Origin of the sequence: Amycolatopsis sp. lyj-84 (assembly GCF_046549075.1) — a bacterium.
Classification (GTDB): domain Bacteria; phylum Actinomycetota; class Actinomycetes; order Mycobacteriales; family Pseudonocardiaceae; genus Amycolatopsis.
Genome location: NZ_JAJPWO010000009.1, coordinates 404,366 through 419,550 on the forward strand (window position 1 = coordinate 404,366; position 15,185 = coordinate 419,550).

Here is a 15,185-nt window from a genome sequence, read left to right on the forward strand (position 1 = left end):
CCACACCTCCACTGGCCTAGGGAAAGGGTCCTCATGTCAGCCACGCTCCACGGTATGCCCGAGCGGTTCGACGTCATCGTCATCGGTGGCGGCCCGGCCGGCGCGACCTGCGCCGGGCTCCTCGCTCAGGAGGGGCATACGGTCCTGGTCCTCGAACGCGAACGCTTCCCCCGCTACCACATCGGCGAATCCCTGATCCCGGTCGGCATGCGCCCGCTCCAGGAGCTCGGCCTGCTCGAGCGTATGGAAGCCCGAGGCTTCGAGCGCAAGTACGGCGGCAGCCTGGTGTGGGGAAACCGGGACGTGCCCTGGAACTTCTCGTTCATGAAGGCCGCGGAAGGCACCTACGCCTACCACACCCGCCGCGCCGACCTGGACTCGCTGATCCTCGACCGTGCCCGTGAACTCGGCGCGTACGTCGTGGAGGAGACGACGGTCAAGGACGTGCTCCAGTCCGACACCGGCCGAGTCACCGGTGTCCGGTTCGCCCTGCGCGGCTCGGCGGGCGAGTACGAGGCCACCGCCTCGCTGGTCGTCGACGCGTCCGGCCAGTCCAGGGTGATCGGCCGGAAGTTCAGCGACATCACCTGGCACAACGATCTCCGCAACGTCGCCGTCTGGACCTACTACGACAACTGCGAGCGGCTGCCCGGCGACGAATGGACCAACATCCTCATCGAAGGCACCGACGAGGGCTGGTTCTGGGGCATCCCGATCGACAAGGGCACGATGAGCGTCGGCTACGTGACCAAGTCGGACGTCGCCAACGCGGACGACCAGTCGCTGGAACAGATCTTCCTGACCGAACGGGAAAAGACCACCCGGCTCAAGGGGCTGCTGGCCAACGCCCGTCAGCACGCGGGGTACCGGACGGCACGGGACTGGTCCTACACCAACGAAACCTTCTACGGCGACGGCTGGGTGCTCGTCGGCGACGCGGCCGCGTTCGTCGACCCGCTGTTCTCCACCGGTGTCGCGCTGGCCACGCTGGCGGGCAGCTCACTGTCCAAAGTGGTCCACCAGGTCCTGGAACACCCGGCCATCGAGGAGAAGGCGCTCGACCGGTACGCCGGGAACTACCGCGCGTTCTTCGACGAGATCCGGACCTTCGTCGAGCGGTTCTACGACCGGACGAAGTACAAGGAGTACTACTACGACCTGGCGCAGGAAATCGTCGACCCGGAGCAGCTCAACGCGCCGAGCACCGACTTCGTCACGCTGATCTCCGGTCTGTCGGGCAAGCACCCGCTGCTGAACATCAGTCTCGACGACCTGATCGCGAACGTCGTCGAACCCTGACCGAGGAGCGGCCCTGGTGGAGATCAAACCCCGCACCGGTTTCCGGACCCTGTGGGTCTACTTAGGACTGGTCGTGGTCCCGGTCGTGATCGCGATCGTCCTGCTGTCACAGGGCGACGACGGCGGCAGCGTCTCCGGCACCAAGGCGGCGGCCGGGCCATCGCTGGCACAGCTGCTGCTGGCGATCACCGTGGTGGTCGGCGCGTGCAAGGTGGTGGGCTGGCTGGCCCAGCGGATCGGGCAGCCCGCGGTGATCGGCGAGATCACCGCGGGCATCCTGCTCGGCCCGTCGGTGCTCGGCGCGCTGTGGCCTTCGGGCGCGGCCACGTTGATCCCGAAGGCGACGGTGCCGCAGCTGAACGTCGTGGCGCAGCTCGGCGTGATCTTCTTCGTGTTCCTCGCCGGGCTCGAGCTGAACACCGAGCTGTTGCGCGGACGCGGGCGGCTCGCGGTGGTCGTCAGCCATGTCAGCATCGCGCTGCCGTTCCTGCTCGGCGTCGGGCTCGCCATGTTCGCCTATACCCGGTTCGCGCCCGGCGGCATCGGATTCCTGCCGTTCGCGCTCTTCTTCGGGGTGTCGATGAGCATCACGGCGCTGCCGGTGCTGGTGCGGATCCTGCACGAGATCGGGCTCTTCCGCAGCGAGGTCGGCGTCGTGGCGCTCACCTGCGCGGTGGTCGACGACGTGACCGCGTGGAGCCTGCTGGCGCTGGTGATCGCGCTGACCACGGCGTCCTCGCTCGTCGGTGTCGTGCTGACGGTCGTGCTGACGGCGGCGTTCGTCGCCCTGCTCGGGCTGGTCGTGCGGCCGCTGCTGCGGAAGGTGGTCACCCGGACTCCGGCGGCGAGTCTGCAGAAGGCCGCGCCGCTCGCGGTGGTCGGCGTGCTGCTCTGCGCGATGACGACCGAATGGATCGGGGTGCACGCGATGTTCGGCGCGTTCGTGTTCGGCGTGGTCTTCCCGCGGGACAACCCGGTCGCGACCTGGTTGCACGACAAGGCCGGCGGGCTGACGACGGCGTTGATGCTGCCGCTGTTCTTCGCCTACAGCGGGCTGCGCACCGACATCGGCCTGCTTTCCGGTGGCGGCGCGTGGCTCTGGTGCGGCCTGATCCTGCTCGTGGCCGTGGCGGGCAAGCTCGGCGGCTCGGCGCTGGCCGCACGCGCGGTGGGCGAGAGCTGGAACCGCTCGCTGCAGGTGGGCACGCTGATGAACTGCCGTGGCCTGACCGAACTGGTGGTCCTCAACATCGGTCTCGACCTCGGAGTGCTCTCCCCGACGCTGTTCACCATGCTGGTGATCATGGCGCTGGTCTCGACCGCGATGGCGGCGCCGATGGCGACCTGGTTCGCCCGGCGCGACGGCCAGAACGTGGTGGATTTCCTCGGCCGCACCTCCGAACGTGCGGCGGCCTGATCCACCGGCAAGCAGGAAGACGCCGCATCGTCCGCCCACTGCGAAGCTGGGACCGTCGACAATCTAGGAGGTCAAGGTGTCGAGCACCGATGTTCCGACGCGGGAGGAGCTGGTCCGCCGCGTGGCCGAACTGGCTCCCGCACTGAAGAAGCACTCGAACTGGTCCGAGCAGAACCGGCGGGTGCACGAGGAGTCCATCGAAGCGCTGGCCGACGCCGGTGTCTTCAAGCTGCGCCGCCCCAAGCGGTACGGCGGTTACGAAGCCGACACCCGCACCCTGGTCGACGTCGCCACCGAGATCGGCCGCGCCGACGGCTCCACCTCCTGGGTGGCCTCGGTGTACTGGATCCCGACCTGGATGGCCTGCCAGTTCCCGGAGGCGGTGCAGGACGAGGTGTTCTCCACCCCGGACGTCCGCGTCTGCGGCACGTTGAGCCCGTCCGCGATGGCCGCACCGGTCGACGGCGGGGTCGTGGTGAACGGCAAGTGGGGCTTCATCAGCGGGGCGCTGCACGCGCAGTGGCAGGAGATCATCGCGATCCTCGTGCCGCCGGAGGGCGAGCCGTACCCGATCATGGCGCTGGTGCCGATCTCGGATCTGCTGATCGTGGACGACTGGGACACCTCGGGCCTGCGCGGCACCGGCAGCGTTTCGACGGTGGCCCAGGACGTCTTCATCCCGGCGGAGCGGGTGCTCCCGCTGCCGGCGGTGCTGGAAGGTCAGGGCACCGCTTCGGCGTCGATCTACCGGGCGCCGTTGCTCCCGGTGGCCTCGGCGTCTTCGGTGGGGACGCTGGTGGGGATGGCGAGGGGCGCGCAGGACACCTTCCTCAAGCGCCTGCCGGACCGCAAGATCACTTACACCGCCTACGATTCGCAGCGCGAAGCCCCCATCACGCACCACCAGGTGGCCGAGTCGGCGATGAAGATCGACGAGGCCGAGTTCCACGCGCACCGTCTGTCCACTTTGGTCGACACGAAGACGGCGGACGGCACTCCTTGGAAACTCGAGGAGCGCGCGATCGCGCGGGCCGACCTCGGCGCCGTGGTCCGCCTCGCCAAGGAGGGGATCGACATCCTCGCCTCGGCTTCCGGTGGCTCGTCGATCTACCAGGGCATCCCGATCCAGCGCATCGCCCGCGACGTCGCCGCGGTCAACCTCCACGCGCTGATGCACCCGAACACCAACACCGAGCTGTACGGCCGCGTGCTCTGCGGGCTCGAGCCCAACACCCTCTACATCTAGGAGGATTCCCCGATGACCACGACCGAAACCGGCACCGCCGCCGACCAGGCGGCGATCGCGGCGCTGACCCAGAAGGTGATCGCCGCGTGGGCCTACCACGACGCCGACGCGTTCGCCGGCGTCTTCACCGACGACGGCACGATGATCCTGCCCGGTGTCTACAAGAAGGGCCGCGAGGAGATCCGGTCGTTCCTCGTGGAATCCTTCGCGGGCAACTACAAGGGCACCCAGGTCACCGGGCGCCCGCTGGAGATCCGCTTCTTCACCCCGGACTCCGGTGTCCTGATCACCCAGGGCGGCGTGCTCGGCCCCGGCGAGACCGAGGTCGCGGACTCCCAGTCGATCCGTGCCTCGTGGACGGTCGTCAAGCGGGACGGCGCCTGGCACCTGGCGTCCTATCAGAACACCCCGGCCAAGCAGCAGCTGCCCAAGCCGGGCACGGCCGCCTGACCTCTCCCCACCGGAACCCGGGCCCCCTCCCCAGGGCCCGGGTTCCGTGCTGTCCGCTGTCCGTGAAGGCCTCCTTCCCTACCTTGAGCGTAGGGAAGGAGGCCTTCACGGACAGCTGTCTATCCGATGGTGAAGACCTCGACGGGGTGCGGGATGCGGATCTCCCCCGCGGCGAACGTGCCGAGCTCGCTCACGGCGTCCAGCAGCTCCGCGCGAGTCGTCCCGCCGCACCACGGCTGATGCCGGGCGAAGGTCAGGAACTCGAGAAGCCGTTGTGACGGCTCGGAAACCGGCACCACGATCTCCGCGCCCACCGTGACGGACCGGAACTCGACGCCGAACCGCGTCAGCTCCTCCGCGAGGGTCTGCGCGAACAGCGGACGCACCACGCCTTGCCGTGCGAGAGAATCCGCGAAGGGGCCGTTCAGCCGGTTCAGCGGGGTCACCGCGACGAAGAGCCGGCGGTGCCGGTTGCGGGCCTCTTTCAGCGCCGCCATGCCGTCGTCGGCGCCGAGGTAGCACAGCGACTGGACGAACAGGCCGTACTCGGTCGCCGTGATCCGGCTGTCGGCGACGTCGGCCATACTCGCCGTGAACACGCGGTGGCCCCGCACCTTCGGCAGCCCGGCCACCTCCGCGCGCAGCCGTGCCACCGCTTCGCCGTTGGTGTCGACGCCCTGGAACCACACCGTTCTCCGCGGTACCCGCGCGATCAGCTCCAGTTCGAACATGCCGAACCCGCAGCCGTACGACGTCAGCTCGAGATCGGCGCCCGCCCCGATCTGTCTCGACGTCTCCTCGGCCATCAGCCGCTGCTGATCGGTGAGGCTCCGGAAGGTGGCATTGCAGGTGTTGTAGTCCAGTTCGTCCATCAGCGCTCCCTGGTCAGGCCCCCGAAACACCGAAGCCGTGGCGCACACGCGCCACGGCTTCGGCAGTCGAGCGACGAATACTCAGATCCGCTTCTTCAGGGCACGTACCGAAAGTGCCCCGAAAACGATCGCGATCACGGCTGCCCAGACGAGCGACCAGATCACCGCCGAGGTGACTCCGACGCCACCGTTCATCAGCCCGCGGCACGCCTTGAGGAGGATCGCCACCGGGCTGACCTCCGCGAACGCCTGCAGCCAGGACGGCATCGACTCGACCGGCGCGAACACCCCGCTGACGAAGTTCAGCGGCAGGATCACCGCGAACGCGAACACCTGGACCTTCTCCGCCTGGTCGGCGGCGACGCCCACCAGCGTGGGCACCCAGGAGAACGCGATCGCGAACACCAGCAGGAGCAGCCCGGCCGCCAACACGCCGAGGAAGCCCTTTTCCGGCCTGAAGCCGAGCAGCAGCCCGACGCCGACCACCAGCAGCACGGACCAGACCTGCTTGAACTGGTCGCCGACGATCCGGCCGGCCAGCGGCGCCCAGCGCGCGATCGGCAGCGAACGGAACCGGTCGAACACGCCCTGGGAGAGGTCGGTGTTGAGGCCGATGCCGACGTTGATGGTCGCGAACAGCATGCTCATCACCAGCATGCCGGGGATCATGAACTGCAGGTACGCGTGCCGGTCGCCGGAGATCGCGCCACCGAAGACGAACGTGAACAGCAGCGTGAAGATGATCGGCTGGAAACTGATGTCGGCGAGCTGCTTCGGTTCGTGCTTGACCGAAACCGTGCTGCGCCAGGCGAGGGTGAACATCTGAGAGATGCCCTGGAAGAACCCGACCCGGGAAGAGAGCTGCCGTGGCAGCGCCGTGTTCGCGGCGGTCATCGGATCTCCTCCTCGGTCTCTTCGGCCGTCTCCTCGGCGGGGCGGCCGGTCAGGCTCAGGAACACCTCGTCCAGGCTGGAACTGCGCAAGGACAGTTCGCCGATGACGATGCCCGCCTCCTCCAGCCGCCGGACCGCGCCGGGCAACGCCGCCGGGTCGGTGACCGGGACACTGACGACCTGGCCCGAGACGTCCGGGGTCACGCCGGCGATCTCGCCGACCAGCCGCACGACCTTCTCGAGGTCGGCGGCCTGGGTACCGCGCACCGTCAGGCGCTGGGCGCCGGTGCTGGCCTTGAGCTCGTCCGGAGTGCCCTTGGCGATCACCTTGCCGTGGTCGACGACCACGATCTCGTCGGCGAGGGCGTCGGCCTCTTCCAGGTACTGCGTGGTCAGCAGCACCGTGACGCCGTCAGCGACCAGGCCGCGCACGACGTCCCACAGCTCGAGCCTGCTGCGCGGGTCGAGACCGGTGGTGGGCTCGTCCAGGAACAGCAGCCGCGCGTCCCCGACCAGGCTGGCGGCCAGGTCGAGCCGACGGCGCATACCGCCCGAGTAACCCTTGGCCGCCCGGTCGCCCGCCTCGGTGAGGGAGAACCGCTCCAAGAGCTCGTGCGCGCGGGCCTTGGCCGCCCGCCGCGAAAAGCCGAGCAGCCGCCCGATCAGCAGCAGGTTCTCCACCCCGGTCAGGCTTTCGTCGACCGAGGCGTACTGCCCGGTCAGGCCGATCAGCTGCCGTACCTGGTGGGCGTCCTTCTGGATGTCGTATCCGGCGACGGTGGCGTGGCCCTCGTCCGGCGTCACCAGTGTGGACAGGATCCGGACCGTGGTGGTCTTCCCGGCCCCGTTCGGGCCGAGGACACCGAGCACCGTGCCCGTGCGAACAGCCAGGTCGACCCCGTCGAGCGCGGTCGTCTCGCCGAACCGTTTCACCAGCCCCTCGGCGTGGATCGCGAATTCCGTCTCGTTCCCCCGCTGTCCCGGGCCGGCCCTCGACGCGGTCGCGGGTTCGACGTTCTGCAACATGACGCACTACCTTCCTGTTCCTCACCGAGACGTTCTCGTGCGGTTACATCATGCGACCGAGCGCCGCACAGGAGCAGTGAATGATTAATCTTTTGAGTATGAATTCTTCATTTTCGGGATGAATATCCCAGTTTGCCGATCGTCGTACCGGCGCCGAGAGTACCCGAATCTCGCGCTGTCGATCTTCTCCATAAATGCGGTCAATAACCGTGGTCCCTTGCCGAATTCCGCTGCTAACCTGCGAAAGTCAACCACTTCGGGAAACGCATTACCCAACCGGGAAGGATCGTCACGGTCATGGTCGCCGTCATCACCGCCGCCCCGCGGACCAGCACGGTCTTCGCCGGATTCACCGCGTACGGCGCCTTGTGGGGACCTTATCTTTCGATGCTGCCGGACGTCCGGCACGCCACCGGCGCGGGTGAAGCGCAACTGGGTGCCGCATTGCTGATCGGTGCCCTCGCGGCGATGCCCGCGATGTTCGCCATCGGCAGGCTGCTCGACCGATTCGGCCGCCCGGTCGCGGTCGCGACTTTCGCCGGATTCGCGCTCATCGCGCCGATGCCCGCACTCGCCGGATCTGTTCCGGCGTTGTTCCTGACATTGGGATTGTTCGGATTCGGATCCGGCGCCTGCAATGTCGTCGTGGTCGCGCTGGCCGCGTCCGCCGAAGCGGGCGACGGGCCCCGCGTGATGAACCGCGCGCACGCGTTGTTCAGCGTCGGCCTGTTGACGTGCAGCCTCGGCACCGGGGCGGCCCGGACGGCGGGCGTACCCGCCGAAGTGATCGCGCTGACGCTTTCGACGCTGGTCGTCATCGGCGCCTTCGCGGCGAGGAAGTCCGTGCCGGGACGCCTGGTGCGGCAGGGCAAGGAACCGGGACGGCGGCTGAAGCTCGCCCCGGCGATCCTGCTCCTGTGCCTGCTGGCCGGGCTGGCCATGGTCGTGGAAAGCGGGGTCCAGCAATGGAGCGCGGTGTTCCTGGCCGACGTCACCCGGGCGCCGGTCGGGATCTCCGCGGCCGCGCCCGGCATCTTCGCCGCGGGGATGGCGCTGGGCAGGCTCGGCGGGCACTGGATGGCGGGCCGCGCGTCGGACCGCTGGGTGCTGCTCGCCTCCGGCGCGCTCTCCGGGGTGGGCGTGCTGCTGCTTTCGATGGCCGACGCGCCGGTGCACGGCCTGCTCGGCACCGCCGTGGTCGGCGGCGCGATCTCGGTGTCGACGCCCACGGTCTACGGCCTGATCGGACGCGGGACGACCCCGGAGGACCGCGGCGCGGTGATCGGCTCGGCCGCGTCGCTGGCCAGCGTCGGCCTGCTGCTCGGTCCGGCCGTGGTCGGCCAGATCGCCGGCCACACCGACCTGCGGTTCGCCATCGCGGCACTGTCCGTGGCCTCGGTCGCGGTCTGCCTGCTCGCGTTGCGCATACCCGCCCGGAATCAATGAACGGAGGATGATCCCGATGGCCGACGTCACGGGAGGCAGCGGAGGCGCTGATTTCGCCGAAGGGCGGCACCGGCGGCTGCTCGTCGGGGACGGCGTCCCCGACGGCTGCCCCATCAGTTCCCGCCACCGCGACGGACAGCGCGAATGGCTGGTGAGCGGCTATTCCGAAGCTCGCGATTTCCTGCGCGACAAGCGATTCAGCCGGGCGGTACTGGCCGAGACGGCCCATCCGCGCGGCCCGGCCACCCGGATGTCGGTGACCGAGCTCGACCCGCCGCGGCACACGCAGATCCGGAAGCTGATCGGCGGCGCGTTCTCCGCTCGCCGCGCGGAGCAGTTGCGCGAGTACGTCGAAACCTCCGCCGCGGACCTGCTCGACAAGCTGATCGACGACGGCCCCGCCGCGGATCTGATCGCCGATTTCTGCGCCCCGCTGACCTTCACGTCACAGGCCGAACTGCTGGGTGTGCCGCCGTCTCGCCGTGAGGCCGTCCGCAAACGCGCGAACGGGCGGCTCGGCGAGCCCGGCTCATCGCGATCCGCCGTCTACCAAGGCGAACTGCTGCTGCACGACGAGGTCACGGCGATGCTCGCCGACACCGAGGACCCGCCGTCCGGGCTGATGGCGGAACTCGTCGAGGCACACCGTTCGGGAGTGCTCGAGGAAAGCGAGCTGACCGGGCTGGCGTCGTCACTCTTCTTCGACGGGCACGCGCTGGCGGCCGCGCAGATCGCCAACTCGGTGCTGTGCCTGATCTCCCGGCCGGGTCTGCTGGGCGCGCTGGACTCGAATCCGGAACTGGTGGAGGCCGCCGTCGAAGAGGCGTTGCGGTACAGCCCCGCGGTGAACTTCAGCATGACCCGGGTCGCGACGGAGGAAGTCACCCTCGCGGACACGCGGATCGAACCGGGCGACCTGGTGACGGCGCTGCTGTCGGTGGTCAATCGCGACGAGGACGCCTTCACCGAGCCCGACCGGTTCGACGTCGACCGGCAACCCCGGCACCTGTCCTTCGGGCACGGCACGCACCACTGCATCGGCGCCCACCTCGCCAGGGTCGAGATCCAATCGGCGCTGCGCGCGCTTTCCCGGCGCGCGCCGCTACTTTCCCTCGCCGTGCCCGAATCTTCGCTGACCTGGACGGTCTCGCCGACAATGCGGGCATTATCGGCACTTCCGGTCCGCTGGACTTCTTCCGGCGTGCTCGATCCTTTGGACCGTCGCGCACGGTGGTGGGAGGATCGCCCCGCGGCCTGAACCCAGGCTTCCGGGTAACGAAAGGAGTTCGTCATGCGCGAGATCGCCGCAGGACTGTTCATCACACTGGACGGTGTGGTGGAACGGCCCGACCGCTGGATGGATCTCTACTGGTCCGACGAGATGACCGAGGGCATCAACGAGAGCCTCGACGCCTCGGACGCCGTTCTGATGGGCAAGGACACTTACCTCGCCTTCGAACAGCTGTGGAAGCCGCAGGGTGACAGCAACCCGATGGCGGCGTTCCTCAACGGCACGCACAAATACGTCGTTTCTTCGACTCTCGACGAAGCGTCGTTGACCTGGCCGGACACGAGCCTGATCACCGGCGACATCGCGGGCGCGATCACCAGTCTGAAGGAGGAATCCGGCAAGGCGATCCGGGTGCCCGGAAGCCCGAAGCTGGTTCGCTGGCTGCTCACCGAAGGCCTGCTGGACGAGCTCGCGCTCAACGTCATGCCGTTGGTGGCGGGCGAGGGAATGCGGCTGTTCGAAGACGTCGGCAAGGAGATCCCGCTGACGCTGACGAGTGCGAAATCGCTGAAAACCGGCGTCGTCGGCACCGTCTACACCCGCGCCTCCTGAATCAGGAGCCGTGAAATTTTCATTTCTCCGTCGTGACGATCACATAAGCCGACATAGCGCGAACGGGCTACCGGAGAACCATCGGCGCTGCGATAATGGCGAGCAGGCGCGACCATTCTCGCGCATCGGCGAAGAAAGGAACCTTCTGTGACTGCCGCAGCCCGCAAGACCAGGCAAAAACCGGCGGGTGAGGGAATCCGCGTCACCGGCGCTCACGAGAACAACCTGAAGGACGTCTCACTCGAACTCCCGAAGAACCAGATCACGGTTTTCGTCGGGGTGTCGGGCTCCGGGAAGTCCTCCGTCGTGTTCGACACGATCGCCGTCGAGGCGCAGCGTCAGCTGAACGCCACGTTCCCCTGGTTCATCCGCAACCAGCTGCCCAAACACGAACGCCCGCACGTGGACAGCATCGAGAACCTGTCCACCCCGGTCATCGTCGACCAGCGCCCGCTCGGCGGGAACGCCCGCTCGACGGTCGGCACGGTCGCCGACATCCACCCGCTGCTGCGGGTGCTGTTCTCGCGTCAGGGAAAGCCCAGCGCGGGCAATCCGTCGTTGTACTCGTTCAACGACCCCAACGGAATGTGCCCCGACTGCGAAGGCATCGGGCGGGCGGTGCGCCCGGATCCCGAGCTGATGCTCGACATGACGAAGTCGCTCGACGAGGGCGCGATCCTGGTGCCGGGTTACCCGGTCGGCAGCCCCGGCTGGCAGTTCTACGCCAACCACGACGCCATCAACCCGGCCAAGAAGCTCAACAAGTACACCGCGAAGGAGATGGACACCCTCCTGCACGGCAACGAGGGCAAGGTCCAGCTCACCTTCAAGAACGGCAAGACGCAGACGCTGACGTTCGAGGGCCTGGTCGCGAACTTCACCCGGCGCCACCTCAAACGCGACACCGGCTCGATGAGCGAGAAGACCCGCGCCCAGGCGGAGAAGTTCATCTCCGAGGGCACCTGCCCGGCCTGCCGCGGCGGGCGGCTGAGCACGGCGGCGCTGGCGACCAAGCTGGCGGGCAAGAACATCGCGCAGTGGTGCGAGCTGCAGATCACCGATCTGATCGAGCTCATCCGGTCCGTCAAGGACAAGCAGACCTCCGCGATGGCGCAAGGCGTGCTGGCCGCGCTCGAGCGCATCGAGGCGATCGGTCTCGGCTATCTTTCGCTGGACCGTGCGACGACGTCACTGTCCGGCGGTGAGGGTCAGCGGCTCAAGCTGGTCAAGCACCTGGGCAGCGATCTGACCGGGCTGACCTACGTCTTCGACGAGCCCAGCGTCGGCCTGCACCCCCGCGACGTCGGTCGGCTCAACGACCTGCTGCGGGCGTTGCGGGACAAGGGGAACACCATCCTGGTGGTCGAACACGACCCGGACGTCATCGAGATCGCCGACCACGTGGTCGAGATCGGGCCGCGCGCGGGCGTGCACGGCGGCGAGGTCGTGTTCGAGGGGACGTACAAGCAGCTGCGCGCCGGCAAGACCCTCACCGGGGCCGGGCTGGCCCGTTCGGGCGTCGTCAAGGCGGATCCTCGGAGCGCCAAGGGAAAGCTGCCGATCCGGCGGGCCTCGCTGCACAACCTGAAGAACGTCACGGTCGACATCCCGACCGGGGTGCTCACCGCGGTCACCGGCGTCGCGGGCTCGGGCAAGAGCTCGCTGATCTCCGGCGTCTTCCGCGAGGCGCATCCGGACGCGATCTTCGTGGACCAGACGCCGATCGCGGCGTCCTCCCGCTCGACGCCGGCGACGTACCTCGGCCTGATGGACCCGGTGCGCAAGCTCTTCGCGAAGGCGAGCGGCGCGAACGCGGCGTTGTTCAGCTTCAACTCCCAGGGCGCCTGCGAGGAGTGCCAGGGCCGCGGTGTGCTGATCACCGAAGTGTCCTATATGGACCCGATCACGACGCACTGCGAAAGCTGCGACGGGCGCCGTTTCAAGGACGAGGTGCTCGCGCACAAACTGCGGGGCAAGTCGATCGCCGACGTGCTGGAACTGTCGGCGGAGCAGGCGGCGGAGTACTTCACCGAGGCACCGGTGCTGGCGAAGGTCAACGCGCTGATCGAGACCGGGCTCGGCTACCTCGGGCTCGGGCAGGCGCTGAGCACGCTCTCCGGCGGTGAACGCCAGCGGATCAAGCTGGCGGACAGGCTTTCCGGCGGCGGGAACGTCTACATCCTCGACGAGCCGACCACCGGCCTGCACATGACCGACATCGACATGCTGCTCGGCCTGCTCAACGGCATGGTCGACGCGGGCAACACGGTGGTGGTCATCGAGCACAACCTCGCGGTGATCGAGCAGGCGGACTGGGTCATCGACCTCGGCCCGGGCGGCGGCAAGAACGGCGGCGAGATCGTCTTCACCGGCACGCCCGAGAAGCTCCTGGCAGCGGAGAACTCGCTGACCGGCGAGTACCTCAGGCGCTACCAACAGGCCGACTGAGCGACCACGTGAAGGCCCCCTTCCCTCGGTTCAATCGAGGGAAGGGGGCCTTCACGCGTCACCGAGCAGGATTCGAGACGCCCCATGCCACCGCGGATCGCCATGCTGAAGGCAGGTTTGTCGGTGAGGAGGCTCGATGGCGGTGCGTCTGGCGCTGGCCGGGGGGCTGGAGTGGCTGGATTCGATTCCGGAAAGCGAACGCGCGACGGTTTTCACGGCGTTGTTCGCCATCTGCGACGGATCCGCGTTCTTGACCTACGGCGTATTCAAGGTCGGTGGCGGTCGCGACCGATTCCTGCTGACCGTGGCACCCGAACTGGCGGTCCGGATCCGGATCGACTGGGCCCGTTCGGAGTTCGAACTGCTCGGGTTCACCCGGCGGGCCTTCGGCTGGCCGCGTGAGCTGGACGCGTTGTGAGGCGCCGCGGCATCCGGGTGCGGACAGGACACGACCGGCCTAGGCAAAACTCACGAGGGAAAGCGCATTCCTTGGATCCCGTCACCGGGTGATCAAAATAACGTAGACTGACCACGAAGCCACTGAACTGGGGTGCGAGGTGCTTCGTGGTGATCAAAGTGCTGCTCGCTGAAGATATGCATATGGTCCGAGGGGCTCTCGTGGCCCTGCTGAACCTGGAACCCGATATAGAAGTGGTCGCCGAAGTCGCTTCGGGTGACCAGATACTGCCGACCGCGAAATCGGTCCGACCCGATGTCGCGGTCATCGACATCGACCTGCCGGGCAAAGACGGCTTGACGGCGGCCGTCGAGATCCACGAAAGCCTGCCCGGCTGCCATACGCTGATCCTCACCAGTCTCGGCCGTCCCGGCACGGTCCGGCGGGCGCTGGACGCGAAGGTCAACGGCTTCCTGCTCAAGGACGCGCCGTCGGACAAACTGGCCAACGCGGTGCGGTCGGTCGCGGTCGGGCGACGGGTGATCGACAGCGAACTGGCGCTGGCAGCCTGGGAAACCGACGACTGCCCGCTGACCGTCCGCGAGATCGAGATCCTGCGGGTGACCGCGCGCGGCCGCACCGTCGCCGACATCGCGGCCGAACTCTTCCTGTCCCCCGGCACGGTCCGGAACTATCTCGCGGCGATCGTCACCAAACTCAACGCCCGCAACCGGGTCCACGCGATCCGCATCGCCACCGACGCCGAATGGCTGTGACTAGAGAGGGGCCGCGGTCACGTGGGTCTCCACCGGGCCGAGCCGCAGCACGCCGTCGTCCAGCGGCACGCAGCGTTTCCCACCAAGGCCCCGGAGCGCACGGAAGGTGCCGGGTGGATAGACGACGTCCATCCAGGCGCAGGGGTTCGCGGGCCGGTGGATCTCGAACCGCACGGGTCCGTCACCGGAGTCCAGCGTGACCACGGACCCCCGCGGCAAGGCGTCCACGTCGAAGCCCGACAGCACGACGTTCCGCCGGGCCAGAAGCGGGTCGCCGGGGACGGACGAAGAGAAGAGCGTCACCGCGGCCGCACGATGCGCGGGATGGTTGAAGTACCGGTCACCGACCAGCCCCAGTCCCGCGCGCACCACGACGTGGTCGCGCGAGACCGGCTCTGGATCGGGACGAGGGCCGTCGGAAGGACGGCCCTCGTAGGCGTGCACGCCGGACACGTGCAGCGCGACGATCAGCGCTCGCCCAGCTGCCATTCCGGCCGCACGTAGTGGCAGGTGTAGCCGTTCGGGATGCGCTCCAGGTAGTCCTGGTGTTCGGGCTCGGCTTCCCAGAAGTCGCCGGCCTGGGTCACCTCGGTGACGACCTTGCCCGGCCACTTGCCGGAGGCGTCGACGTCCGCGATCGTCGCCTCGGCGACCTGCTTCTGCGTGTCGTCGGTGTAGTAGATCGCCGATCGGTAGCTGGCGCCGAGGTCGTTGCCCTGACGGTCGCGCGTCGTCGGGTCGTGGATCTGGAAGAAGAACTCCAGGACCTGACGATACGAGAGCTGCGCCGGGTCGAAGACGATCTCGATGCCTTCGGCGTGCGAGCCGTGGTTGCGGTAGGTCGCGTTCGGCACGTCGCCGCCGGTGTAGCCGACCCTGGTGGAGACGACTCCGGGGTGCCGGCGGAACAGATCCTGCATACCCCAGAAGCAGCCGCCCGCGAGAACAGCCATTTCCGTCACTGTTGATCTCCTCTGGTCGTTGACACCCAGTACAACGTGCCGCACCCTCCCTGTCATCCCCGCCCAAGTGTGACGGAACGCTTACGTCCTCCGTGCGTCTCACCCTGCGT

At 68.0% G+C, this 15,185-nt stretch carries 15 protein-coding genes; 10 read left to right on the forward strand and 5 right to left on the reverse strand.

Annotated features, from left to right (window positions below; translation table 11 throughout):
• The first annotated feature begins 54 nt into the window (after window positions 1–54).
• The 4 genes from ACLJRM_RS27970 (at window position 55) to ACLJRM_RS27985 (ending at window position 4,412) form a co-directional block, all read left to right on the forward strand.
• Complete coding sequence (locus ACLJRM_RS27970; protein WP_410664715.1) at window positions 55–1,299, forward strand: NAD(P)/FAD-dependent oxidoreductase; 1,245 nt, start codon at window positions 55–57, stop codon at window positions 1,297–1,299.
• Window positions 1,300–1,315: 16 nt separating this feature from the next.
• Window positions 1,316–2,716: a cation:proton antiporter gene (locus ACLJRM_RS27975; RefSeq protein WP_410664716.1), complete on the forward strand. Its 1,401-nt coding sequence runs from the start codon at window positions 1,316–1,318 to the stop codon at window positions 2,714–2,716.
• A gap of 76 nt (window positions 2,717–2,792) precedes the next feature.
• Window positions 2,793–3,962, forward strand: a complete 1,170-nt coding sequence (locus tag ACLJRM_RS27980; RefSeq protein ID WP_410664717.1) for an acyl-CoA dehydrogenase family protein — start codon at window positions 2,793–2,795, stop codon at window positions 3,960–3,962.
• A 12-nt stretch (window positions 3,963–3,974) separates the two neighbouring features.
• Window positions 3,975–4,412, forward strand: coding sequence for an SgcJ/EcaC family oxidoreductase (locus ACLJRM_RS27985; protein ID WP_410664718.1), 438 nt, complete (start codon window positions 3,975–3,977; stop codon window positions 4,410–4,412).
• 119 nt (window positions 4,413–4,531) lie between these two features.
• Here ACLJRM_RS27985 and ACLJRM_RS27990 read toward each other — a convergent pair whose 3' ends face one another.
• The 3 genes from ACLJRM_RS27990 to ACLJRM_RS28000 form a co-directional block, all read right to left on the reverse strand.
• Complete coding sequence (locus ACLJRM_RS27990) at window positions 4,532–5,284, reverse strand: hypothetical protein (protein WP_410664719.1); 753 nt, start codon at window positions 5,282–5,284, stop codon at window positions 4,532–4,534.
• Window positions 5,285–5,365: 81 nt separating this feature from the next.
• The gene (locus tag ACLJRM_RS27995) at window positions 5,366–6,178 is read right to left on the reverse strand and encodes an ABC transporter permease (protein ID WP_410664720.1); all 813 of its coding nucleotides are present in this window, start codon (window positions 6,176–6,178) and stop codon (window positions 5,366–5,368) included.
• Complete coding sequence (locus tag ACLJRM_RS28000; protein ID WP_410664721.1) at window positions 6,175–7,203, reverse strand: ATP-binding cassette domain-containing protein; 1,029 nt, start codon at window positions 7,201–7,203, stop codon at window positions 6,175–6,177. Before ACLJRM_RS28000 ends, ACLJRM_RS27995 begins: the two co-directional genes overlap by 4 nt.
• Before the next feature lie 297 nt (window positions 7,204–7,500).
• Between ACLJRM_RS28000 and ACLJRM_RS28005 the strand changes: the two genes are divergently transcribed.
• The 6 genes from ACLJRM_RS28005 to ACLJRM_RS28030 all read left to right on the forward strand — a co-directional run bounded on the left by ACLJRM_RS28005 (window position 7,501) and on the right by ACLJRM_RS28030 (window position 14,113).
• The gene (locus tag ACLJRM_RS28005; RefSeq protein ID WP_410600314.1) at window positions 7,501–8,649 is read left to right on the forward strand and encodes an MFS transporter; all 1,149 of its coding nucleotides are present in this window, start codon (window positions 7,501–7,503) and stop codon (window positions 8,647–8,649) included.
• Between the two features lie 16 nt (window positions 8,650–8,665).
• Window positions 8,666–9,907 carry a cytochrome P450 gene (locus ACLJRM_RS28010; RefSeq protein ID WP_410664722.1) on the forward strand — a complete coding sequence of 414 codons (1,242 nt, stop codon included), beginning with the start codon at window positions 8,666–8,668 and terminating at the stop codon, window positions 9,905–9,907.
• 33 nt (window positions 9,908–9,940) lie between these two features.
• Complete coding sequence (locus tag ACLJRM_RS28015; protein ID WP_410664723.1) at window positions 9,941–10,492, forward strand: dihydrofolate reductase family protein; 552 nt, start codon at window positions 9,941–9,943, stop codon at window positions 10,490–10,492.
• A 147-nt stretch (window positions 10,493–10,639) separates the two neighbouring features.
• Window positions 10,640–12,940: an ATP-binding cassette domain-containing protein gene (locus tag ACLJRM_RS28020; RefSeq protein ID WP_410664724.1), complete on the forward strand. Its 2,301-nt coding sequence runs from the start codon at window positions 10,640–10,642 to the stop codon at window positions 12,938–12,940.
• Window positions 12,941–13,076: 136 nt separating this feature from the next.
• The gene (locus ACLJRM_RS28025; RefSeq protein ID WP_410600310.1) at window positions 13,077–13,358 is read left to right on the forward strand and encodes a DUF6235 family protein; all 282 of its coding nucleotides are present in this window, start codon (window positions 13,077–13,079) and stop codon (window positions 13,356–13,358) included.
• A 146-nt stretch (window positions 13,359–13,504) separates the two neighbouring features.
• Window positions 13,505–14,113, forward strand: a complete 609-nt coding sequence (locus ACLJRM_RS28030) for a DNA-binding response regulator (RefSeq protein ID WP_410664725.1) — start codon at window positions 13,505–13,507, stop codon at window positions 14,111–14,113.
• Here the strand turns inward: ACLJRM_RS28030 and ACLJRM_RS28035 are convergent, their stop codons facing one another.
• Window positions 14,114–14,602 (reverse strand): molybdenum cofactor biosysynthesis protein, encoded by a 489-nt coding sequence (locus ACLJRM_RS28035; protein ID WP_410664726.1) that lies wholly within the window; start codon window positions 14,600–14,602, stop codon window positions 14,114–14,116.
• Complete coding sequence (msrA, locus tag ACLJRM_RS28040; protein ID WP_410664727.1) at window positions 14,581–15,075, reverse strand: peptide-methionine (S)-S-oxide reductase MsrA; 495 nt, start codon at window positions 15,073–15,075, stop codon at window positions 14,581–14,583. Before msrA ends, ACLJRM_RS28035 begins: the two co-directional genes overlap by 22 nt.
• Window positions 15,076–15,185: the final 110 nt, after the last annotated feature.